This window comes from Citrobacter sp. ANG330 (genome assembly GCF_047467925.1).
Taxonomy (GTDB): Bacteria; Pseudomonadota; Gammaproteobacteria; order Enterobacterales; family Enterobacteriaceae; genus Citrobacter_A; species Citrobacter_A amalonaticus_G.
Map to the genome: position 1 here is coordinate 795,443 of NZ_JASJUI010000001.1, position 20,974 is coordinate 816,416.

The following is a 20,974-nucleotide window of genomic DNA, read 5'->3' on the forward strand; positions in this document are numbered from 1 at the left end:
AAGGAATCGAACATGAAAAATGCCGTTATTGTCAGTGCCGTACGTACGGCGATGGGCAGCTTCAATGGCGCGCTGGCAGGCGTTGGCGCGGTAGAGTTAGGGACGATCGTGATTCGGGAGGCGCTACACCGCGCCGGGCTGGATGGACAACCGATTGACGAAGTCATTATGGGCAACGTATTACAGGCTGGGCTGGGGCAAAACCCGGCACGCCAGGCGTTGCTGAAAGCGGGTTTGCCTGAATCGGTCTGCGGCTTCACGGTAAATAAAGTGTGCGGGTCGGGGCTAAAAAGCGTAGCGCTGGCGGCACAGGCGATTCAGGCAGGCCAGGGCAACGTGCTGGTGGCGGGCGGAATGGAAAATATGAGCCAGGCGCCGTATCTGCTCAACGCCAAAGCACGCTGGGGCTACCGGTTGGGCGATGGCGAACTCTCAGACGTCATCCTGCGTGATGGTCTGATGTGCGCCAGCGAAGGCTATCATATGGGCATTACGGCGGAAAACGTCGCCAAAGCCCACGGCATCACCCGCGCGATGCAGGATGAAGCCGCGCTACGTTCCCAACAAAAAGCGCAGGCAGCCATTGAATCGGGCGCGTTCACTCAGGAAATCGTGCCGGTAACGGTCAAAAGCCGTAAAACGGAAATCCAGTTTACGGTTGATGAGTTCCCCAAAGCGGGGACCACGCTGGACGGTCTGTCAGCGCTGCGCCCGGCGTTCGATAAAAATGGCACAGTAACCGCCGGTAACGCCTCGGGAATCAACGACGGCGCGGCGGCGCTGGTAGTGATGGCTGAAGACGCCGCCCGGGCCGCGGACTTAACGCCGTTAGCGCGTATTCGCGGTTTTGCCAGCGGCGGCGTTGCGCCATCGATGATGGGGATGGGGCCGGTGCCCGCAACGCAAAACGTGTTGCAGCAAACCGGCTTAACGCTGGCGGATATCGATCTGATTGAAGCCAATGAGGCGTTTGCCGCGCAGTTCCTCGCCGTCGGCAAAACGCTGGGTTTCGATCCGCAAAAGGTGAACGTTAACGGAGGCGCGATTGCTCTTGGCCATCCCATCGGAGCCAGCGGCGCGCGGATTCTGGTGACATTACTGCATGCGCTTTCAGCCAGGGATAAAACGCTGGGGCTGGCGACACTGTGCATCGGCGGCGGTCAGGGTATTGCGATGATTGTGGAAAGGATGAACTAACCCCTGGAGTCCCCTGGTTATACACTAAATCCTTCGAGTTGCAGGACAAAATGCTTACTGCATTTTGAACCACGCTTGCGCTGACCCAAAGGGACGAGGCTCATGGACGAGCCATGTCGCTTCGTCGCCAACACAGAGGCAGCTTGAAGGATAAAGTGTATCTGTCATAATAAACAAAACCGAGGGACCTTAATGAACATTATCGAACAACTTCAGTTACTGGTAAAAACAGGATCGCACGCGGAACAAACAATTAGCCGTTACATTCTGGCTACATTATCGGGTGCGGAAAAACTGACGTCTACGGCAATTTCAAAAAAGACGCAGACCAGCCAACCTTCCATTGTTCGTTTTGCTCAATCCCTCGGATATACGGGCTTTACTTCATTTAAATATGATTTAATTAAGTGTCTGCGTAGTCAACCCGAGACTCTGCTTCCGGCCCAGGCAACGAAGAACAATGTTATTCTTAGCGAGTTTATCAATAATAATAACCCGGCAGCACTTAATACTTTCTTTGAAATTATTAATTCCAGTCGCAATCTCTATTTTTGTCATCCACGGGAATTAAGTTCCTTACTCAGCAATATCATTCAGGACTATAGCGATATTGGTAAAGTCTGCATTCCCGTCGAATATCAGAACGCCCATTCGCTGCTGACAAACACCCTGACGGATTGTGATTCCGTGATCCTGCTACCTGGACTCAAAGAGGAGCCGGATAATCAATTGATTACCTTGATTCGTGAACACGAGGCCGCCTCACTGGCAGTTGCCTGCCATCAAAGCGGCGCGGCGATGGCCGATGTGACGTTATATACGCCGCAATCCAGCATCAGCCCTCTAAGTTTCGCTGCGCTGAAAATGTCATTACACACGCTTTTTTTCCACGCGCTGCAATATTGCTATTTAAATATGAACAGTGAAAAGACGCCTCATAAACGATGATCATCGACCGGGTCAGGGGGAATAAAGAACCCTGCCTTAATCAGAGAAATTAAAGCCAGAAAAGAATGTTTATGAGGCGTAAACTGTAAATTACTTATAACTGCACAATACTTCCTGTTGATAATGAATGATGTACGGCTTCGCAAATTAACGTCGCCTGCAGCCCATCATCTGCCGTTGCCAGATAAGGCGTATCAAATAATATATGCTCAACAAAATCATGTATTGGCTGAATTCCGTAGCCACTGGCCTTATTATTAACGTAGTTAATAAAATTATAATTTGGCGTTGCACTACGCTGCGGAGTAAACATTTCATAGCCGCGTAACTGCGCATCGGCACGATAATAATTATTCTCGGTGATAACAAAACTGCGGCCATCATTGGCTTTGGGGAATGAAAGAGGTAAGCACCACCCCACTTCCACAGTCCATTGCGCGCCATTATCAAAGGTGACGAAAGACTGAATGGTGTCCCAGGCATCAATACCTTCCGCCACCAGCTTCTTCTTCTGCCCTATCGCATAGACGCTTACTGCATTGGCACCGTTCATATAATATCTAATCAAATCAAAACAGTGCGTTCCCAGGAAATGAACGGGAGAGCTCTCATTCGCCCAGGACAGCCAGTTTTTCGGCACGTCGATGATATCGTCCATACTCATGTAGCCACGCAGGACCTGGCCTGTTTCAGGTTTCAACAGTTCATGATGAATATGCTGCGCCATCCCGTCCCAGCGCTTGTGGTAATCGACACCAATCTTTACCCCGTGTTGCTGTGCACAGCGAATGATTTCCCGACATTCTGCGGATGTGGTCGCCATCGGTTTTTCAATCAGCACATGTTTACCCGCTTCGATGGCCTCAATCGTGGCATCAAAGTGGAAGGGATCCGGCGTGGCGATTGACACCAGATCAACCTCTGTTGCGGCAAACAACTCTGCCAGCGAGGCATAACCCGGCACCTGAAACTCCGCCGCAACGCTGGCACGGATGTCCGGATTGATTTCGCAAAACCCCACCAGATTGACCCACGGGTTATAGTGATACGCATTGATATGATGCTTGCCGTAAATCCCTGCTCCCACCACCGCGGCATTGATTTTCTTCATTACACGATTCCTCAGTTAAATAAGCCAAACGAAAACAGATAACCGATAGCCACCGCCAGAGGCGCGGTAATCATCCTTGATAACAGAAATGAAGGAACACCAAGACGAATGGTCTTCTCTTTCGCCTCCTGCATGGAAAGTCCAACGGGAATAAAGTCCGCGCCCACCTGGACGTTAATCGCGAACAGCGCCGGAAGCGCCATCAGCGGTGAAACCACCCCGCTTCCGATTAGCGTTCCCACCAGCACACCCACAACCTGCGCAATCGCCGCGCCGGGAGCCAGAATGGGCGAGATAAATGGCAGACCGCAGATAATCGCAATCACAAACAGTCCGGTTAACGATCCGGCAAGCGGCGACAGCGCATTTCCGGTCCACTGGCCAATCGCCGTCTCCTGCACCAGGGCGATCAGAACCGAGATAAAAGCCATAAAGGGGATAACGTTCTTAATGCACAACTCAACCGATTCACGCGCCGAGGAGTAGAGAAGACTGACAAAGTTACCGATCCCCGTCGCAAAACGCGTCATCAACTCCAGCGCGGTGTTGGTCGCTGAACCACGCGGTTTTACTGCCACGCTGTCATGGGCGACTGCGGGGGTGTCCCCTGCACCAGCGGGCTCAGCGAGTTCAACGATGTCCTCCTCGTTTACCGGTTGATTAATGGTCTCAATCAGCGAAAGCGATTCAAGGCTTACATCCGAAACATAGATATCTTCGGTGATATACTTCGCCAGCGGCCCCATCGCACCGGTAGGTAACACGTTGATTGTTTTGATTCTTTTCTGCGGATAGATGCCGCAGCGCAGTGAACCGCCGCAGTTGATCACCACACAGAGGATTTTCTTATCATCCGGCATGGCATCAAAGCCGTTAACCACCGTCATCTCCAGCATTTCACCCAGTTTTTTCGCTACCGGGTCAATGGTTTTCCCGGTTAGCGACAGGATCACCCTGCCAGTATCGCGATATAAATACATATCATCGCCAATCCCTGAATGACCTTTTTTAATCAGTACAGTTTTCATTGGTTTTCCTCATTATTGTCAATGGGCCAATCAATTCATTTACGGATGGAGAACAATGATTTGTTACGTGTAATGAACCATAGGCTAGTGGTTTTTCAGCCCCGTCAAATACCACCGTCACATGGCCTAACTCGCATAAATTTTGCCACGCGGCCTCCCCCCAGCAGGTTATATTCCACGTCTGGTGATTAATCTGTAAAACATAGTCTGCTGTTTTTTGTAATGGCGTCGCATCACAAACAATATTCTTAATAACCAGCACATAGTCGAGATAATCTTCCGGTGCGCGATCATTAAAGGTGATCAACATTCCATTAAGCAGTCCCTCTTCCACTTTTCTTCCAGCCTTTACGACGTCAGCCGAAAATAGTACTTTCATTGTTATCCCTTATTCCTGATTAAGTTCGCGTTTCTCCAGCCGGGTAAAGATATATTCCGTAAGAAAACCGCGGATAAAGCCAAGTAAAATACCGGCAGCGATATAGCGTAAAGCCAGATCGGCAACCGGCAGATCGAGTCGGGTAAGCCCGGCGGCTACGCCCAGCCAGATAAAGAGCTCCGAGGGAACAATGTGCGGGAACAGAGAAGTCAGCGGGTGTACGGTACTGCCCAGCGCATCCTGATAAGCGGGCTTACAGCGTTCAGGTAAGAATTTGCCCATTGTCAGCGCCCCGGGGCTGCTGAGGAAGAACCAGGCAAAACTGGGTAAAATTCCGTAGGTTAATATTTTTGATTTTCCCATCAGGGTGGCGACTTTTTCCATTCGCTGCTGACCGATTAACTTCATAATGAAATTAACCGTCAAAATTAAGGTTATCAGCATAGGAATGGTACTAACGATCATTCCAGAGAATATCTTACCTGCACTCTGAAAAAGATGGATAAAGCCTTCTGCTATTTCAACTATCATAGTTAACTCCCAAGGTGTAAATATAAGTATATTCATCCGTCAGAAGTGAACTGACAGATGAAGGCAGCCAACGCATTTTTCTTTAAAACTTCAGATTTTTTATGAAATAAATTTTGAGTTCTCCTGCCAGTCATGAATTTTAAATATCGATGTTCGGTAACAGGAAAGTTAGCGGTAAATGGCTGAACAAACAGTGAGCACCTTCACAGAGTTATAATTATTCATTACATTTTGTATTTTTATACATAAAATGCAAAACTCTCCAGACAAGGTTTTTGACGAGGGAATCGTGATATCAGGACGTAAAAAAGGGAGGCAACGCCTCCCTTTTTGTGCAGTATTTAAACCCGCAGATTACTCATCAGCGTCATCGGAAACATCGTCGTCGGTTTCCGCTTCCGGGGCGATATCATCATCCCCTTCTGCTACGCTGCCATCGATGGAATCGAGTTCTTCGTCATCCACGGGCTCTGCCACACGCTGCAGGCCCACGACGTTTTCATCTTCCGCGGTACGGATGAGGATCACGCCCTGAGTGTTACGCCCCACCACGCTGATTTCCGATACGCGGGTACGCACCAGCGTACCGGCATCGGTGATCATCATGATCTGGTCGCAATCATCTACCTGTACCGCGCCAACGACGGAACCGTTGCGCTCGGTCACTTTGATAGAGATAACGCCCTGCGTCGCACGAGACTTGGTCGGATACTCTTCCGCCGCGGTACGCTTACCGTAACCGTTTTGCGTCACGGTCAGAATCGCGCCTTCGCCACGTGGAATAATCAGGGAGACGACTTTGTCTTCGCCCGCCAGCTTGATGCCTCGTACGCCGGTCGCAGTACGGCCCATTGCACGGACTGCGTCCTCTTTAAAGCGCACCACTTTACCGGCCGCCGAGAACAACATGACTTCATCGGAACCGGAGGTCAGATCCACACCAATCAGTTCGTCACCGTCGTTCAGGTTCACCGCGATAATCCCGGCAGAACGCGGACGGCTGAATTCGGTCAGCGCGGTTTTCTTCACCGTACCGCTGGCGGTCGCCATAAAGACGTTCACGCCCTCTTCATACTCACGAACCGGCAGGATAGCGGTAATACGTTCGTCGGCTTCCAGCGGCAGCAGGTTGACGATCGGACGACCACGCGCACCACGGCTCGCTTCTGGCAACTGATAGACCTTCATCCAGTACAGGCGACCGCGGCTGGAGAAGCAGAGGATCGTGTCATGGGTGTTGGCCACCAGCAGGCGGTCAATAAAGTCTTCTTCTTTAATACGTGCAGCCGACTTGCCTTTCCCACCACGACGTTGTGCTTCGTAGTCGGTCAGCGGTTGATACTTCACGTAGCCCTGGTGAGACAGGGTCACAACCACATCTTCCTGGTTGATCAGATCTTCGATATTGATATCGGCGCTATTCGCGGTGATTTCGGTACGACGCTCATCACCAAACTGATCGCGGATCAGTTCCAGCTCTTCGCGGATCACTTCCATCAGGCGATCGGCGCTGCCCAAAATGTGCAGCAGTTCCGCGATCTGTTCCAGCAGCTCTTTGTATTCATCGAGCAGTTTTTCATGCTCAAGGCCAGTCAGTTTCTGCAAACGCAGATCCAGAATCGCCTGGGCCTGCTGTTCTGTCAGGTAGTACTGACCGTCACGCACGCCGAATTCTGGCTCCAGCCACTCCGGACGCGCAGCGTCGTCACCGGCACGTTCCAGCATCGCCGCCACGTTGCCCAGATCCCACGGACGTGCGATCAATGCAGCTTTCGCTTCCGCCGGGGTTGGCGCGCGACGAATCAGCTCAATGATCGGGTCGATGTTCGCCAGCGCAATCGCCAATGCTTCAAGGATATGCGCACGATCGCGGGCTTTACGCAGTTCGAAAATGGTACGGCGGGTCACCACTTCACGGCGGTGGCGCACAAACGCGGAAATGATGTCTTTCAGGTTCATGATCTTCGGCTGACCATGGTGCAGTGCCACCATGTTGATGCCGAAAGAGACCTGCAGTTGAGTCTGGGAGTAGAGGTTGTTCAGTACCACTTCTCCGACCGCGTCGCGCTTAACTTCAATCACGATGCGCATACCGTCTTTGTCAGACTCGTCACGCAGCGCGCTGATGCCTTCAACGCGTTTGTCTTTGACCAGTTCCGCGATTTTCTCGATCAGGCGCGCTTTGTTCACCTGATACGGAATTTCATGGACGATAATGGTTTCACGACCGGTTTTCGCGTCAGCTTCCACTTCCGCGCGAGCGCGAATGTACACTTTACCGCGACCGGTACGGTAGGCTTCTTCAATACCGCGACGACCATTAATGATCGCCGCCGTCGGGAAGTCCGGCCCCGGGATGTATTCCATCAGCCCTTCAATGCTGATGTCTTCATCGTCGATATACGCCAGACAACCGTTGACCACTTCTGTCAGGTTGTGCGGCGGAATATTGGTCGCCATCCCTACGGCGATACCGGACGAACCGTTCACCAGCAGGTTAGGGATTTTGGTCGGCATGACGTCAGGAATTTTTTCCGTGCCGTCATAGTTGTCAACGAAATCAACCGTCTCTTTTTCCAGATCGGCCATCAGCTCATGGGCAATCTTCGCCAGACGGATTTCCGTATAACGCATCGCCGCCGCAGAGTCGCCATCAATGGAACCAAAGTTCCCCTGACCATCCACCAGCATATAGCGCAGTGAGAACGGCTGAGCCATACGAACAATGGTGTCATATACCGCAGAGTCGCCGTGCGGGTGGTATTTACCGATTACGTCACCAACGACACGGGCTGATTTCTTATAGGCTTTGTTCCAGTCATTGCCCAATACGTTCATGGCGTAAAGTACGCGACGGTGTACCGGCTTCAGGCCATCTCGGACATCCGGCAGCGCACGGCCAACAATGACCGACATCGCATAATCCAGATAAGAGTTCTTCAGCTCTTCCTCAATGTTGACCGGTGTAATTTCTCTCGCAAGGTCGCTCATCTAACCGCTATCCCTCTACTGTATCCCGGATTCAAAGGTCGCAAATTATAACACAACCGCAGAGATTGAGGTAAACCAATAAGCTTTATTCACCCGCGTGGACTGATATACTTCTGCAACTAGCCCTATAAGGAGTATATGCACCGATGAATGCCGTAAAACCACCGGTAAACCGTAACGTTGATCCCGAAGAAATCGCCAGGTTTGAAGCCGTGGCGTCGCGCTGGTGGGATCTGGAAGGCGAATTCAAGCCATTGCATCGCATTAACCCACTGCGGCTGGGCTACATTGCCGAACGCTCAGGCGGCCTGTTTGGTAAAAAGGTGCTCGACGTCGGCTGCGGCGGCGGCATTCTGGCCGAGAGTATGGCGCGTGAAGGCGCCACGGTGACCGGTCTGGACATGGGTTTTGAGCCGTTGCAGGTGGCAAAACTGCATGCGCTGGAAAGCGGAATTCAGGTGGAATATGTGCAGGAAACCGTGGAAGAGCACGCCGCCAGACATGCTCATCAATATGATGTTGTCACCTGCATGGAGATGCTGGAGCACGTTCCCGATCCGCAATCGGTGGTCCGCGCCTGCGCCGAGTTGGTAAAACCTGGCGGTGAGGTGTTCTTCTCTACCCTGAATCGCAACGGCAAATCCTGGCTGATGGCCGTTGTCGGCGCGGAATATATTCTGCGCATGGTGCCAAAAGGCACCCACGATGTTAAAAAATTTATTAAGCCTGCGGAGCTGTTAGGCTGGGTGGATCAGACGATTTTGCAGGAACGCCATATGACCGGGTTGCACTACAACCCCATCACCAACACCTTCAAGCTTGGCCCCGGCGTTGATGTTAACTATATGGTGCATACTACCGCCAGGGTTGATTAACCGCTCCTGTAGGCCGGATAAGGCGTTCAACGCTGCCATCCGGCATGCTAATGGCAACACTGCCTGATAGCGCTCCGCTTATCAGGCCTACAAAGATGTGCCTGTAGGCCTGATAAAACATTGATGTCGCCATCCGGCTTACAAAATTTGCGCCAGGTCATAAGAACTTTCTACACCTTCGTTGAAGAAATCAGCACTCGATCAAATTATCTATTTTTTTTATGAATTATTGACATCCCCGCCAGGCCTTATAAGACGTGCACTTAGCGTTTCTTACCCTTTCGCAACCTCAATTTAACCTCAAAATCAACTCTTGTGCTGAAAAGAATCCCTACTAGAATACTCACCATATAGCGTTTACTTTAACACTCAACCCCTACATATAGTATTTATCCACAGAGTTAGTCACAAGGTGGCATTGTGGATAATGCAGGGGATATTTTTTCTTTCACGGACAGGTAAAAACCACATGAATCAGAGTCTGCTGGTGACAAAGCGTGATGGTAGTACAGAGCGCATCAATCTCGACAAAATCCATCGGGTTCTGGATTGGGCGGCAGAAGGGCTGAATAACGTATCGATCTCCCAGGTCGAACTGCGCTCCCATATCCAGTTTTATGACGGTATCAAGACCTCCGATATCCATGAAACCATCATCAAAGCTGCCGCAGACCTGATCTCCCGTGAAGCGCCGGATTATCAGTATCTCGCCGCGCGCCTGGCGATTTTCCATCTGCGTAAAAAAGCCTACGGTGAGTTTGAACCGCCGAAACTGTTCGACCATGTGGTAAAAATGGTTGAAATGGGCAAATACGACAATCATCTGCTGGAAGACTACACGGAAGAAGAGTTCAAGCAGATGGATTCGTTCATCGTTCACGACCGTGACATGACCTTCTCCTACGCTGCCGTTAAACAGCTGGAAGGCAAGTATCTGGTGCAGAACCGTGTGACCGGTGAGATCTACGAAAGCGCTCAGTTCCTCTATATCCTGGTGGCAGCCTGCCTGTTCTCGAATTATCCGCGCGAAACCCGCCTGGAATACGTGAAGCGTTTTTATGACGCGGTATCGACGTTCAAGATTTCGCTGCCGACGCCGATCATGTCCGGCGTCCGTACCCCGACGCGTCAGTTCAGCTCTTGCGTGCTGATCGAGTGCGGCGACAGTCTGGACTCGATCAACGCCACCTCCAGCGCGATTGTGAAATACGTTTCCCAGCGTGCTGGTATTGGTATCAACGCCGGTCGTATCCGTGCGCTGGGCAGCCCGATTCGCGGCGGCGAAGCGTTCCACACCGGCTGTATCCCGTTCTACAAGCATTTCCAGACCGCGGTGAAATCCTGCTCGCAGGGCGGCGTACGCGGCGGGGCCGCCACGCTGTTCTACCCGATGTGGCATCTGGAAGTGGAAAGCCTGCTGGTATTGAAAAACAACCGTGGTGTGGAAGGTAACCGCGTGCGTCACATGGACTACGGCGTACAGATCAACAAGCTGATGTACACCCGTCTGCTGAAAGGGGAAGACATTACCCTGTTCAGCCCATCCGACGTCCCGGGCCTGTACGACGCGTTCTTCGCCGATCAGGACGAGTTCGAGCGTCTGTACACGAAATATGAGAAAGACGACAGCATCCGCAAACAGCGTGTCAAAGCCGTGGAACTGTTCTCTCTGATGATGCAGGAACGCGCCTCTACGGGCCGTATCTACATTCAGAACGTTGATCACTGCAACACCCACAGCCCGTTCGATCCGCAGGTCGCGCCGGTTCGCCAGTCCAACCTGTGTCTGGAAATCGCGCTGCCGACCAAACCGCTGATGGACGTGAACGACGAAAATGGTGAAATCGCCCTGTGTACGCTCTCCGCGTTCAACCTGGGAGCAATCAACAGCCTCGACGAGCTGGAAGAGCTGGCGGTACTGGCCGTTCGCGCCCTCGATGCGCTGTTGGATTATCAGGACTACCCGATCCCGGCTGCCAAACGTGGTGCGATGGGGCGTCGTACGCTGGGTATTGGCGTGATTAACTACGCTTACTATCTGGCGAAGCACGGCGTACGTTACTCCGACGGCAGCGCCAACAACCTGACGCACAAAACGTTTGAAGCCATTCAGTACTATCTGCTGAAGGCCTCTAACGAACTGGCGATTGAACAAGGCGCCTGCCCGTGGTTTAACGAAACCACCTACGCGCAGGGCATCCTGCCTGTCGACACCTACAAGAAAGATCTGGATGCCATTACCAGTGAACCGCTGCATTTCGACTGGGAAGCGCTTCGTGAGTCGATCAAGACCCATGGTCTGCGTAACTCAACGCTCTCTGCCCTGATGCCGTCCGAGACCTCTTCGCAGATCTCGAACGCCACTAACGGTATTGAGCCGCCGCGCGGTTACGTCAGCATTAAAGCGTCGAAAGACGGCATTCTGCGTCAGGTGGTGCCGGACTACGAGCACCTGGGCAACGCGTATGAGCTGCTGTGGGAAATGCCGGGGAATGACGGTTATCTGCAACTGGTCGGGATTATGCAGAAGTTTATCGATCAGTCGATTTCTGCCAACACCAACTACGATCCGTCACGCTTCCCGTCAGGAAAAGTGCCGATGCAGCAGTTGCTCAAAGACCTGCTCACCGCCTATAAGTTCGGGGTTAAAACGCTGTACTATCAGAACACCCGCGACGGTGCGGAAGATGCCCAGGACGATCTGGTGCCATCCATTCAGGACGATGGCTGCGAAAGCGGCGCATGTAAGATTTAATCTGTTGCCGGATGGCGGCGAAAAGCCTTACCCGGCCTACAAAATCAATCGGATGTTGTAGGCCGGATAAGCGAAGCGCCATCCGGCATTACACAGCTGACAGGACTCACTTCAATGGCATACACCACATTTTCACAGACGAAAAACGATCAACTGCTGGAGCCGATGTTTTTTGGTCAACCGGTTAACGTGGCCCGCTACGATCAGCAAAAATATGACATCTTCGAAAAGCTGATCGAAAAGCAACTCTCCTTCTTCTGGCGTCCTGAAGAGGTTGACGTTTCACGCGACCGCATCGACTATCAGGCGCTGCCAGAGCATGAAAAACACATTTTTATCAGCAACCTGAAGTACCAGACGCTGCTGGATTCCATTCAAGGGCGTAGCCCGAACGTCGCGCTGCTGCCGCTGATCTCCATTCCGGAACTGGAAACCTGGGTCGAAACCTGGGCCTTTTCCGAGACCATTCACTCGCGCTCTTACACCCATATCATTCGTAATATCGTCAACGATCCGGCTATTGTGTTTGATGACATCGTCACCAACGAGCAGATCCAGAAACGTGCGGAAGGCATTTCCAGCTATTACGATGAACTGATTGAGATGACCAGCTACTGGCATCTGCTGGGCGAAGGGACACACACCGTGAACGGCAAAACCGTCACCGTGAACCTGCGCGCGCTGAAGAAAAAACTGTATCTGTGCCTGATGAGCGTCAACGCGTTGGAAGCGATCCGCTTCTACGTCAGCTTCGCCTGCTCATTCGCTTTCGCCGAGCGTGAACTGATGGAAGGCAACGCCAAAATCATTCGTCTGATTGCCCGTGACGAAGCGCTGCACCTGACTGGCACTCAGCACATGCTGAACCTGCTGCGCAGCGGCGTTGACGATCCGGAAATGGCGGAAATTGCCGAAGAGTGTAAGCAGGAGTGCTATGACCTGTTCGTACAGGCCGCCCTGCAGGAAAAAGAGTGGGCAGACTATCTGTTCCGCGACGGTTCAATGATCGGCCTGAACAAAGACATTCTGTGCCAGTACGTCGAATACATCACCAACATTCGTATGCAGGCGGTCGGTCTGGATCTCCCGTTCCAGACCCGTTCCAACCCGATCCCGTGGATCAACACCTGGCTGGTGTCCGATAACGTTCAGGTAGCCCCGCAGGAAGTGGAAGTGAGTTCTTATCTGGTCGGGCAAATCGACTCTGAAGTCGATACCGACGATCTGAGTAATTTCCAGCTCTGATGGGACGCGTCACGCTGCGCATCACTGGCACACAGCTGCTGTGCCAGGATGAACACCCTTCCCTGCTTGCTGCGCTTGAATCGCACAACGTTGAAGTGGAATATCAGTGCCGCGAAGGCTATTGCGGCTCTTGCCGCTGCCGTCTGGTCGCCGGTCAGGTGGACTGGATCGCCGAGCCGTTAGCCTTCATTCAGCCCGGCGAAATTTTGCCCTGCTGTTGCAGGGCAAATGGCGATATTGAAATTGAGATGTAACGCGCGTTACAGCGCGTAGTAATACGCTTTCACCTGTTCCCAGTCCGCTTTCGGGATGGGACTCAGGTACTTCTCAAGCTGAGAGAAGTCATGGTGCGCCGCTTTATGGCGACGCAAACGACGACGGCTCTTTTCCAGATCTAAAAACCCGGCTTCCACCGTGCCTTCTGTTTTTACATAGATATGGCGGACGTAGCAGCAACCATGCTGACGATTCACGCTGTGCATCTTTTTAAAGGCCAGCGCGACCGCTTTTAACATCGCATCGCGCACCTCATCAGGATACGGCGTCAGCGTGTGCTGCTGATACCACTCTTCGATGCTCACAAAACCTTTCATATCTTCGGTAATCAACAGTGCACGCCACTCACCGTTAACTTTTGTCGCGTTGCCATAGACAATTTTCGGCACGATCACGCCAGCGCGCTCCAGTTCGCGGATCACTGCGATTTCGCGCACAATCGTCGGGCGTCCGAAGGGATAGCGTACCGAGTGAAACAGGTGTTGTGTCATCCGCTTCACATACAGTTTCTTCCCGTCACGCTCGATGCATTGCACACCGCTCATCCCTTTGCGTCGATAATTCGGTTCTTCAACCCAATCGCCTTCCGTTGCCCACCAGCTCTCAAACTCATTCTGCACTGCTGCCTGCGCCATTATGACCATCCGTAACAGTAACCACATAAATTATTTATCGAACAAATATAAATCTTCTTCTTAAGGAAATCTTAAGAAATTCATGATCGGCTACGGACTTCTTGATCTGACGTGTGATTTCTTGCGTTAAAGCGGCAGGAAAAGAGATAAAAAAACTGCACCTTACTCAGCGGTTGCTCGCCTTTGGGGTGCAGTGGAGAGAATAACGTGGTTATTACTCTTTACGTAAGAACATCACCGCTTTGTCGGGGAAGTCGGTGAACAGCCCGTCCACGCCCGCTTTGTTGTAGAGGATGTCATACAGCTGATTCACATCCGTTGTGTACTCCGGCAACTGATCGGCGCGCACTGTATAAGGATGAACCGTCATCTTATTCTGGTGTGCTTCTTTCACCATATCTGTCAGGACGATATTGCCTTTCGTCGACTTCTCGTCAATCAGCATATGGTAATCCGGACCAATACCGTCCGCATACTCAGCCACCTGCTTCATCGCGCCGGGTTTGAACATCCAGTCATAATTGTAATTCACCCAACTACCGTCCGGCTTCTTCTCCTGCGTTTCATTCCAGTCGGTATACGCGATGAGCTGTACCAGGTTCAGGTTCATCCCCATTTTCGGTTCCAGCTCATTTTTGATGCGCTTAAGTTCCGCCACATCAAAACTTTGCAGATAAACTTTGTCCTGCTTGTCGCTGTAACCGTATTTTTTCAGCACTTCCAGGGTTTTCGTCGCAATGTCCTTCCCTTCCTGATGATGGAACCACGGCGCTTTGATCTCCGGATAGATACCGATGTTCTTGCCAGTAGAATGGTTCAGTCCCTGAACAAACTCGATCTCTTCAGCAAAGGTATGCACGCGGAAATCCGATTTACCCATCGGGAAACGGCCAGGATAGGTTTGCACCTTCTTGCCATTTTCCAGATCAAACCCTTCGGTAAATTTCAGAGATTTGATTTCGTCCAGCGTAAAGTCGATGGCGTAATAACGACCGTCCTGGCGCGCACGATCCGGAAAGCGCTCCGCGACATCCGTCACGCGATCAAGATAGTGGTCATGCAGGACAACCAGTTGGTCGTCTTTCGTCATCACCAGATCCTGCTCCAGATAATCCGCTCCCTGCGCATAGGCCATCGCTTTCGCGGGCAGCGTATGCTCCGGCAGGTAGCCACTCGCGCCACGGTGGGCAATCACGACTTTATCCGTGTTGCTGGCGGCCAGGGCATGGCTTCCCATTACCGCGCCCGCCATCATCAGCGTCAGACTCAGGTTTTTCAGTGCTGTTTTCATTCACTTAGCCCCCGTTGCGTTTCAGTTGCATCTCAGCATGGTGGCGTTTTTCGCCGATCATCACCACAATCAACAGAATCACCGCCAGGATGCTGCCACCGATCATCACCATGAAACCGCCGTCCCAGCCAAAGAAGTCGACGGTGTAACCAACGATGGCGCTGGCCGCCACGGAACCGCCGAGGTAACCAAACAGGCCAGTAAAGCCCGCTGCCGTCCCTGCGGCTTTTTTCGGTGCCAGTTCCAGCGCATGCAGACCAATCAGCATCACCGGACCGTAAATCAGGAAGCCGATCACAATCATACAAACCATATCGACGGTCGGGTTACCCGCCGGGTTCATCCAGTAAACGATGGTAGCGATCGTCACCAGGGTCATAAAGAACACACCGGTCGCGCCACGGTTACCACGGAACACTTTGTCCGACATCCAGCCGCACAGCAACGTGCCTGGGATCCCCGCATATTCATAGAAGAAGTAGGCCCAGGAGGATTTATCCAGTGCAAAATGCTTCACTTCTTTCAGATAGGTTGGAGACCAGTCGAGAATGCCGTAACGCAGCAGATAAACGAACACGTTTGCAATCGCGATGTACCACAACAGTTTATTCGGCAGAACGTACTGCATGAAGATCTGCTTCGCGGTCAGCTCTTCTTCCGCTTTCTCGTTGTAGTCGTCCGGGTAGTCGTTTTTGTACTCTTCGATGGGCGGCAGGCCACAGGATTGCGGCGTATCACGCATCAGCGCGAAAGCGAAAATCGCCACCAGAATGGCGCCGAACGCTGGCATATACAGGGCGGCTTTCCAGTCGTTAAACCAGGCCATCCCGAGCAGGAACAGCAGCGGAGGGATCCCGCCACCGACGTTATGCGCACAGTTCCAGACGGAGACTATCCCGCCACGTTCCTTCTGCGACCACCAGTGCACCATGGTGCGTCCGCACGGCGGCCAGCCCATGCCCTGGAACCATCCGCAAAGGAACAGCAGCACAAACATCACGGCGATGCTCGATGTCGCCCACGGCACAAAGCCCATGAACAGCATCACCGCCGCGGCCAGAATCAGACCGGCTGGCAGGAAAACGCGCGGATTCGAGCGATCCGAAACCGAGCCCATGATGAATTTCGAAAATCCATAGGCAATTGAGATCCCCGACAGGGCGAAACCTAAATCACCGCGTGAAAAACCCTGTTCGACCAGGTAAGGCATTGCAAGGGCAAAGTTCTTGCGCACCAGATAGTACGCGGCATAGCCAAAGAATATCCCCAGAAATATTTGCCAGCGAAGCCGGCGGTATGTCGGATCGATCTCCGCTGCAGGCAAGCGTGCTCTGTGCGCCGCTGGTTTAAATATACTCAACATAATGTAGCCTCCGTGGCCCGTCTTTTATAAGTAGTAAACACCGCAGGTGGTACATGCAACCCCCGCTGCTTCCGGTGTGGTCGCGATGTTATGCAAAGATACAGAACGTGAATGTGAATTACAGCACATATTGTTACAGATTTATGACGAATGTTCAGAAAGGCGCACGAAATCACGTTTCATTTTCGAATCATGAGCGAATATGCGCGAAATCAAACAAACCATGCTTTTTATGTGGCTAAATGATAAAAAACGAACTGTGAGGGAAAACAATGAAAACTCGCGACTCGCAAACCAGTGACGTGATTATCATTGGGGGTGGTGCCACTGGCGCAGGGATTGCCCGTGACTGCGCGCTGCGTGGACTCCGTGTTATTTTAGTCGAGCGTCATGATATTGCGACCGGAGCGACCGGTCGTAACCACGGACTGCTGCACAGCGGCGCACGTTATGCGGTGACCGATGCAGAATCTGCCCGCGAATGCATCAGCGAAAACCAAATTCTGAAACGTATCGCCCGCCACTGCGTTGAACCGACGGACGGTCTGTTTATTACCCTGCCGGAAGACGAACTCTCCTTCCAGGCCACCTTTATCCGAGCCTGCGAAGAAGCGGGCATTCGGGCAGAAGCGATCGATCCGCAACAGGCGCGGATTATCGAACCGTCGGTGAATCCGCAGCTCATCGGCGCGGTTAAAGTGCCGGATGGCACCGTTGATCCGTTCCGGTTGACTGCTGCCAACATGCTTGATGCGAAAGAACATGGCGCCATTATCCTGACCGCCCACGAAGTGACAGGGTTGCTCCGTGAAGGGGCGACCGTCAGCGGCGTGCATGTGCGTAACCATCTCAATGGCGAAACGCAAACACTGCTCGCGCCGGTAGTGGTGAATGCCGCCGGGATCTGGGGACAGCGGATCGCGGAATATGCCGACTTAAGCATCCGTATGTTCCCGGCGAAAGGGTCGCTGCTGATCATGGATCACCGCATCAACCAGCACGTCATTAACCGCTGCCGTAAACCTTCCGACGCCGACATTCTGGTACCTGGCGATACCATTTCGCTGATTGGCACCACCTCAACCCATATTGATTACAACGATATCGACAGCAACCGCGTCACCGCCGATGAGGTCGATATTCTGCTGCGCGAAGGCGAAAAACTGGCGCCAGTTATGGCGAAAACGCGCATTCTGCGCGCCTACTCCGGCGTACGCCCGCTGGTGGCAAGCGATGATGATCCCAGCGGGCGTAACGTCAGCCGCGGTATTGTGCTGTTTGATCATGCGAAACGCGATGGCCTGGACGGATTTATCACCATTACCGGCGGCAAGCTGATGACTTACCGCCTGATGGCGGAATGGGCCACCGACGCGGTCTGCCGCAAGCTGGGCAACATGCGTCCTTGTGTCACCGCGGACACGCCGTTACCGGGTTCGCACGAACCGACGGAAAGTACGCTGAAGCGCGTGATCTCCCTGCCTGCCCCATTGCGTGGTTCGGCGGTGTATCGCCACGGCGACCGTACGCCAGCGTGGCTGAGTCATGGCCGCCAGCACCGCAGTGTGGTCTGTGAATGCGAAGCTGTCACCGCCGGTGAAGTGCAGTACGCCGTCGAAAACCTCAACGTCAACAGCCTGTTGGATCTCCGTCGTCGCACCCGCGTGGGGATGGGCACCTGTCAGGGCGAACTCTGCGCCTGCCGTGCTGCCGGGTTACTGCAACGCTTTAATATCACCACCGCTGCGCAATCCATTACTCAGCTCTCTGACTTCCTCAATGAGCGCTGGAAAGGCGTGCAGCCGATCGCCTGGGGCGACGCGCTGCGCGAAAGCGAATTTACCCGCTGGGTGTACCAGGGATTATGCGGTCTGGAAAAGGAGCCTCGCGATGAGATTTGATACGGTCATTATGGGCGGCGGTCTCGCCGGACTGCTGTGCGGTCTGCAGTTGCAAAAGAGCGGCTTACGCTGCGCGGTGGTGACCCGAGGTCAGAGTGCGCTACACTTCTCCTCCGGTTCGCTGGATCTGCTCAGCGCACTGCCGGATGGACAACCGGTAAATGACATCACTGCCGGTCTGGACGCCCTGCGCGAACAGGCCCCAACACATCCCTACGCCACGCTCGGCACACAACGCGTTCTGACACTTGCAGAACAAACACAGGCGCTACTGGAAGCCTCCGGCGCGCATTTGCAAGGCGATGTCCGGCAGTCACATCAGCGGGTCACCCCGCTCGGCACACTGCGTTCGACCTGGCTCAGTTCACCGGAAGTCCCGGTCTGGCCACTGGCGACAAAACGCATCTGCGTGGTGGGCATTAGCGGCTTGCTCGATTTTCAGGCGCATCTGGCTGCAGCCTCTTTACGTCAACACGATCTGGCGGTTGAAACCGCCGAAATCGATCTGCCGGAACTGGACGTTTTGCGTGATAACGCCACTGAATTTCGGGCAGTGAATATTGCGCGTTTTCTGGATAACGAAGACAAGTGGGCACTGCTCTATGACGCGCTGTTGCCGATCGCAAAAACCAGCGAAATGATCATCATGCCCGCCTGCTTTGGTCTGGCGGATGAACGCCTCTGGCACTGGCTAAATGAACGTCTGCCCTGCGCGCTTACGTTACTGCCCACCCTGCCGCCGTCGGTGCTGGGGATCCGTCTGCATAACCAGTTGCAGCGTCAGTTCGTCCGTCAGGGCGGCATCTGGATGCCCGGCGACGAGGTGAAGAAAGTCAGTTGTAAAAATGGCGTGGTGAGTGAAATCTGGACGCGCAATCACGCGGACATCCCGCTGCGCCCGCGTTTCGCGGTGCTTGCCAGCGGGAGCTTCTTTAGCAGCGGCCTGCTCGCCGAACGTGAAGGCATCCGCGAACCGATTCTGGGACTGGATGTTCAGCAAGCGGCGACCCGTGCCGAATGGTATCAACGTGATTTCTTTGATGCGCAACCCTGGCAACAGTTTGGCGTCACTACCGACGAAGCATTGCGCCCGTCACTGACCGGACAAACCGTAGACAACCTCTATGCTATTGGCTCGGTTCTCGGCGGATTTGACCCCATTGCCCAGGGATGCGGAGGCGGCGTCTGTGCGGTCACCGCGTTACACGCCGCCCATCACATTGCAGCACGTGCAGGAGGTGAGCAATGAGCGATACGAGTTTTGAAAGTTGCATCAAATGCACGGTATGCACCACCGCGTGTCCGGTCAGCCGTGTTAATCCAGGTTACCCAGGCCCCAAACAGGCCGGTCCCGACGGTGAGCGCCTGCGTCTGAAAGATGGCGCGCTGTACGACGACGCGCTGAAATATTGCATTAACTGCAAACGCTGCGAAGTGGCCTGTCCTTCTGACGTCAAAATCGGCGACATCATCCAGCGCGCACGCGCGAAATACGACACCACACGTCCGTCACTGCGTAACTTCGTTTTAAGCCATACCGACCTGATGGGCAGTGTTTCCACACCGTTCGCGCCGGTGGTCAACACGGCAACGTCACTGAAACCGGTGCGCCAGTTGCTCGATTACGCACTGAAAATCGACCATCGCCGGGCGTTGCCAAAATACTCTTTCGGCACCTTCCGCCGCTGGTATCGCAGCGTGGCGGCCCGGCAGGCGCAGTACGCCGATCAGGTTGCCTTCTTCCACGGTTGTTTTGTGAATTACAACCACCCTCAGCTTGGCAAAGATTTGATCAAAGTACTGAACGCGATGGGCACTGGCGTCCAGCTATTGAGCAAAGAGAAGTGCTGCGGCGTGCCGCTGATTGCCAACGGATTTACCGACAAGGCGCGTAAACAAGCGGTAACCAACGTCGAATCACTGCGTGAGGCGATTGGTGTGAAGGGGATTCCGGTGATTGCCACCTCCTCGACCTGTACTTTTGCGTTGCGTGACGAGTATCCGGAAGTGCTGGACGTCGATAACAGCGGGCTGCGGGAACATATCGAACTGGCGACCCGCTGGCTGTGGCGAAAACTGGACGAAGGAAAAACCCTGCCGCTGAAGCCGTTGCCGTTAAAAGTGGTGTATCACACGCCGTGCCATATGGAAAAAATGGGCTGGACGCTCTACACCCTTGAACTGCTGCGCCGAATTCCGGGGCTGGAGCTCACGGTGCTGGATTCTCAGTGCTGCGGGATTGCCGGCACCTACGGCTTTAAAAAAGAGAACTACCCCACCTCACAGGCCATTGGCGCACCGCTGTTTAAACAGATTGAAGAGAGCGGCGCGGATATCGTGGTGACCGACTGCGAGACCTGCAAATGGCAGATTGAGATGTCCACCAGCAAACGCTGCGAACATCCAATTACCCTGCTGGCGAAAGCGTTAGGCTAAATGACTCGCCCG

The 20,974-nt window shown here is 53.3% G+C and carries 17 protein-coding genes; 9 read left to right on the forward strand and 8 right to left on the reverse strand.

The genetic code is table 11. The annotated features are described in order from the left end of the window. Positions 1–12: 12 nt before the first annotated feature. Positions 13–1,197, forward strand: a complete 1,185-nt coding sequence (locus QNN88_RS03990; RefSeq protein ID WP_414239052.1) for an acetyl-CoA C-acetyltransferase — start codon at positions 13–15, stop codon at positions 1,195–1,197. 192 nt (positions 1,198–1,389) lie between these two features. Beyond that, entirely contained in the window at positions 1,390–2,145 is a 756-nt protein-coding gene (locus QNN88_RS03995) for a MurR/RpiR family transcriptional regulator (RefSeq protein ID WP_414239053.1), read from the forward strand. 94 nt (positions 2,146–2,239) lie between these two features. Here the strand turns inward: QNN88_RS03995 and QNN88_RS04000 are convergent, their stop codons facing one another. The 5 genes from QNN88_RS04000 to gyrA form a co-directional block, all read right to left on the reverse strand. Then, on the reverse strand, positions 2,240–3,256 hold the full coding sequence (locus QNN88_RS04000) for a Gfo/Idh/MocA family protein (RefSeq protein ID WP_414239054.1): 1,017 nt from the start codon (positions 3,254–3,256) through the stop codon (positions 2,240–2,242). 11 nt (positions 3,257–3,267) lie between these two features. Beyond that, complete coding sequence (locus tag QNN88_RS04005; RefSeq protein WP_414239055.1) at positions 3,268–4,284, reverse strand: PTS sorbitol transporter subunit IIB; 1,017 nt, start codon at positions 4,282–4,284, stop codon at positions 3,268–3,270. Then, positions 4,265–4,663 carry a PTS glucitol/sorbitol transporter subunit IIA gene (locus tag QNN88_RS04010; protein ID WP_414239056.1) on the reverse strand — a complete coding sequence of 133 codons (399 nt, stop codon included), beginning with the start codon at positions 4,661–4,663 and terminating at the stop codon, positions 4,265–4,267. The genes QNN88_RS04005 and QNN88_RS04010 overlap by 20 nt, the downstream gene beginning before the upstream one ends. A 9-nt stretch (positions 4,664–4,672) precedes the next feature. Continuing rightward, on the reverse strand, positions 4,673–5,194 hold the full coding sequence (locus tag QNN88_RS04015; protein WP_042317872.1) for a PTS glucitol/sorbitol transporter subunit IIC: 522 nt from the start codon (positions 5,192–5,194) through the stop codon (positions 4,673–4,675). Positions 5,195–5,548: 354 nt separating this feature from the next. Next, entirely contained in the window at positions 5,549–8,185 is a 2,637-nt protein-coding gene (gene gyrA, locus QNN88_RS04020; RefSeq protein ID WP_414239057.1) for a DNA topoisomerase (ATP-hydrolyzing) subunit A, read from the reverse strand. A 146-nt stretch (positions 8,186–8,331) separates the two neighbouring features. On the opposite strand from gyrA, the gene ubiG reads away from it, so the two are divergent. The 4 genes from ubiG (at position 8,332) to yfaE (ending at position 13,314) form a co-directional block, all read left to right on the forward strand. Continuing rightward, positions 8,332–9,060, forward strand: a complete 729-nt coding sequence (gene ubiG, locus QNN88_RS04025) for a bifunctional 2-polyprenyl-6-hydroxyphenol methylase/3-demethylubiquinol 3-O-methyltransferase UbiG (RefSeq protein WP_414239058.1) — start codon at positions 8,332–8,334, stop codon at positions 9,058–9,060. A 469-nt stretch (positions 9,061–9,529) separates the two neighbouring features. Then, a complete protein-coding gene (gene nrdA, locus QNN88_RS04030) occupies positions 9,530–11,815 on the forward strand; it encodes a class 1a ribonucleoside-diphosphate reductase subunit alpha (RefSeq protein WP_414239059.1) in 2,286 nt (761 codons plus the stop codon). 114 nt (positions 11,816–11,929) lie between these two features. After that, positions 11,930–13,060 carry a class Ia ribonucleoside-diphosphate reductase subunit beta gene (gene nrdB, locus QNN88_RS04035; RefSeq protein ID WP_042317865.1) on the forward strand — a complete coding sequence of 377 codons (1,131 nt, stop codon included), beginning with the start codon at positions 11,930–11,932 and terminating at the stop codon, positions 13,058–13,060. Then, complete coding sequence (yfaE, locus tag QNN88_RS04040) at positions 13,060–13,314, forward strand: ferredoxin-like diferric-tyrosyl radical cofactor maintenance protein YfaE (protein ID WP_414239060.1); 255 nt, start codon at positions 13,060–13,062, stop codon at positions 13,312–13,314. Before nrdB ends, yfaE begins: the two co-directional genes overlap by 1 nt. Positions 13,315–13,320: 6 nt before the next feature. Here yfaE and inaA read toward each other — a convergent pair whose 3' ends face one another. The 3 genes from inaA to glpT all read right to left on the reverse strand — a co-directional run bounded on the left by inaA (position 13,321) and on the right by glpT (position 16,625). After that, positions 13,321–13,971 (reverse strand): lipopolysaccharide kinase InaA, encoded by a 651-nt coding sequence (inaA, locus tag QNN88_RS04045; protein WP_414239061.1) that lies wholly within the window; start codon positions 13,969–13,971, stop codon positions 13,321–13,323. 214 nt (positions 13,972–14,185) lie between these two features. Then, entirely contained in the window at positions 14,186–15,262 is a 1,077-nt protein-coding gene (glpQ, locus tag QNN88_RS04050; protein ID WP_414239062.1) for a glycerophosphodiester phosphodiesterase, read from the reverse strand. Positions 15,263–15,266: 4 nt separating this feature from the next. Continuing rightward, positions 15,267–16,625, reverse strand: a complete 1,359-nt coding sequence (gene glpT, locus QNN88_RS04055; RefSeq protein ID WP_414239063.1) for a glycerol-3-phosphate transporter — start codon at positions 16,623–16,625, stop codon at positions 15,267–15,269. Between the two features lie 272 nt (positions 16,626–16,897). Here glpT and glpA point away from each other — a divergent pair, with 272 nt between their 5' ends. Genes glpA through glpC form a run of 3 tightly spaced genes read left to right on the forward strand, consistent with a single transcriptional unit; the run spans position 16,898 to position 20,962 of the window. Beyond that, positions 16,898–18,526 carry an anaerobic glycerol-3-phosphate dehydrogenase subunit A gene (gene glpA, locus QNN88_RS04060; RefSeq protein WP_414239064.1) on the forward strand — a complete coding sequence of 543 codons (1,629 nt, stop codon included), beginning with the start codon at positions 16,898–16,900 and terminating at the stop codon, positions 18,524–18,526. Then, positions 18,516–19,775 (forward strand): glycerol-3-phosphate dehydrogenase subunit GlpB, encoded by a 1,260-nt coding sequence (gene glpB / locus QNN88_RS04065; RefSeq protein WP_414239065.1) that lies wholly within the window; start codon positions 18,516–18,518, stop codon positions 19,773–19,775. The genes glpA and glpB overlap by 11 nt, the downstream gene beginning before the upstream one ends. Then, positions 19,772–20,962, forward strand: a complete 1,191-nt coding sequence (gene glpC / locus QNN88_RS04070; RefSeq protein WP_414239066.1) for an anaerobic glycerol-3-phosphate dehydrogenase subunit GlpC — start codon at positions 19,772–19,774, stop codon at positions 20,960–20,962. Before glpB ends, glpC begins: the two co-directional genes overlap by 4 nt. Positions 20,963–20,974 lie beyond the last annotated feature (12 nt).

Excerpts from the sequence above, each read along its gene's own strand:
- QNN88_RS03990 (WP_414239052.1), top strand. The coding sequence starts at position 13 with ATGAAAAATGCCGTTATTGTCAGTGCCGTACGTACGGCGATGGGCAGC.
- QNN88_RS03995 (WP_414239053.1), top strand. The coding sequence starts at position 1,390 with ATGAACATTATCGAACAACTTCAGTTACTGGTAAAAACAGGATCGCAC.
- QNN88_RS04000 (WP_414239054.1), bottom strand. The coding sequence starts at position 3,256 with ATGAAGAAAATCAATGCCGCGGTGGTGGGAGCAGGGATTTACGGCAAG.
- QNN88_RS04005 (WP_414239055.1), bottom strand. The coding sequence starts at position 4,284 with ATGAAAACTGTACTGATTAAAAAAGGTCATTCAGGGATTGGCGATGAT.
- QNN88_RS04010 (WP_414239056.1), bottom strand. The coding sequence starts at position 4,663 with ATGAAAGTACTATTTTCGGCTGACGTCGTAAAGGCTGGAAGAAAAGTG.
- QNN88_RS04015 (WP_042317872.1), bottom strand. The coding sequence starts at position 5,194 with ATGATAGTTGAAATAGCAGAAGGCTTTATCCATCTTTTTCAGAGTGCA.
- gyrA (WP_414239057.1), bottom strand. The coding sequence starts at position 8,185 with ATGAGCGACCTTGCGAGAGAAATTACACCGGTCAACATTGAGGAAGAG.
- ubiG (WP_414239058.1), top strand. The coding sequence starts at position 8,332 with ATGAATGCCGTAAAACCACCGGTAAACCGTAACGTTGATCCCGAAGAA.
- nrdA (WP_414239059.1), top strand. The coding sequence starts at position 9,530 with ATGAATCAGAGTCTGCTGGTGACAAAGCGTGATGGTAGTACAGAGCGC.
- nrdB (WP_042317865.1), top strand. The coding sequence starts at position 11,930 with ATGGCATACACCACATTTTCACAGACGAAAAACGATCAACTGCTGGAG.
- yfaE (WP_414239060.1), top strand. The coding sequence starts at position 13,060 with ATGGGACGCGTCACGCTGCGCATCACTGGCACACAGCTGCTGTGCCAG.
- inaA (WP_414239061.1), bottom strand. The coding sequence starts at position 13,971 with ATGGCGCAGGCAGCAGTGCAGAATGAGTTTGAGAGCTGGTGGGCAACG.
- glpQ (WP_414239062.1), bottom strand. The coding sequence starts at position 15,262 with ATGAAAACAGCACTGAAAAACCTGAGTCTGACGCTGATGATGGCGGGC.
- glpT (WP_414239063.1), bottom strand. The coding sequence starts at position 16,625 with ATGTTGAGTATATTTAAACCAGCGGCGCACAGAGCACGCTTGCCTGCA.
- glpA (WP_414239064.1), top strand. The coding sequence starts at position 16,898 with ATGAAAACTCGCGACTCGCAAACCAGTGACGTGATTATCATTGGGGGT.
- glpB (WP_414239065.1), top strand. The coding sequence starts at position 18,516 with ATGAGATTTGATACGGTCATTATGGGCGGCGGTCTCGCCGGACTGCTG.
- glpC (WP_414239066.1), top strand. The coding sequence starts at position 19,772 with ATGAGCGATACGAGTTTTGAAAGTTGCATCAAATGCACGGTATGCACC.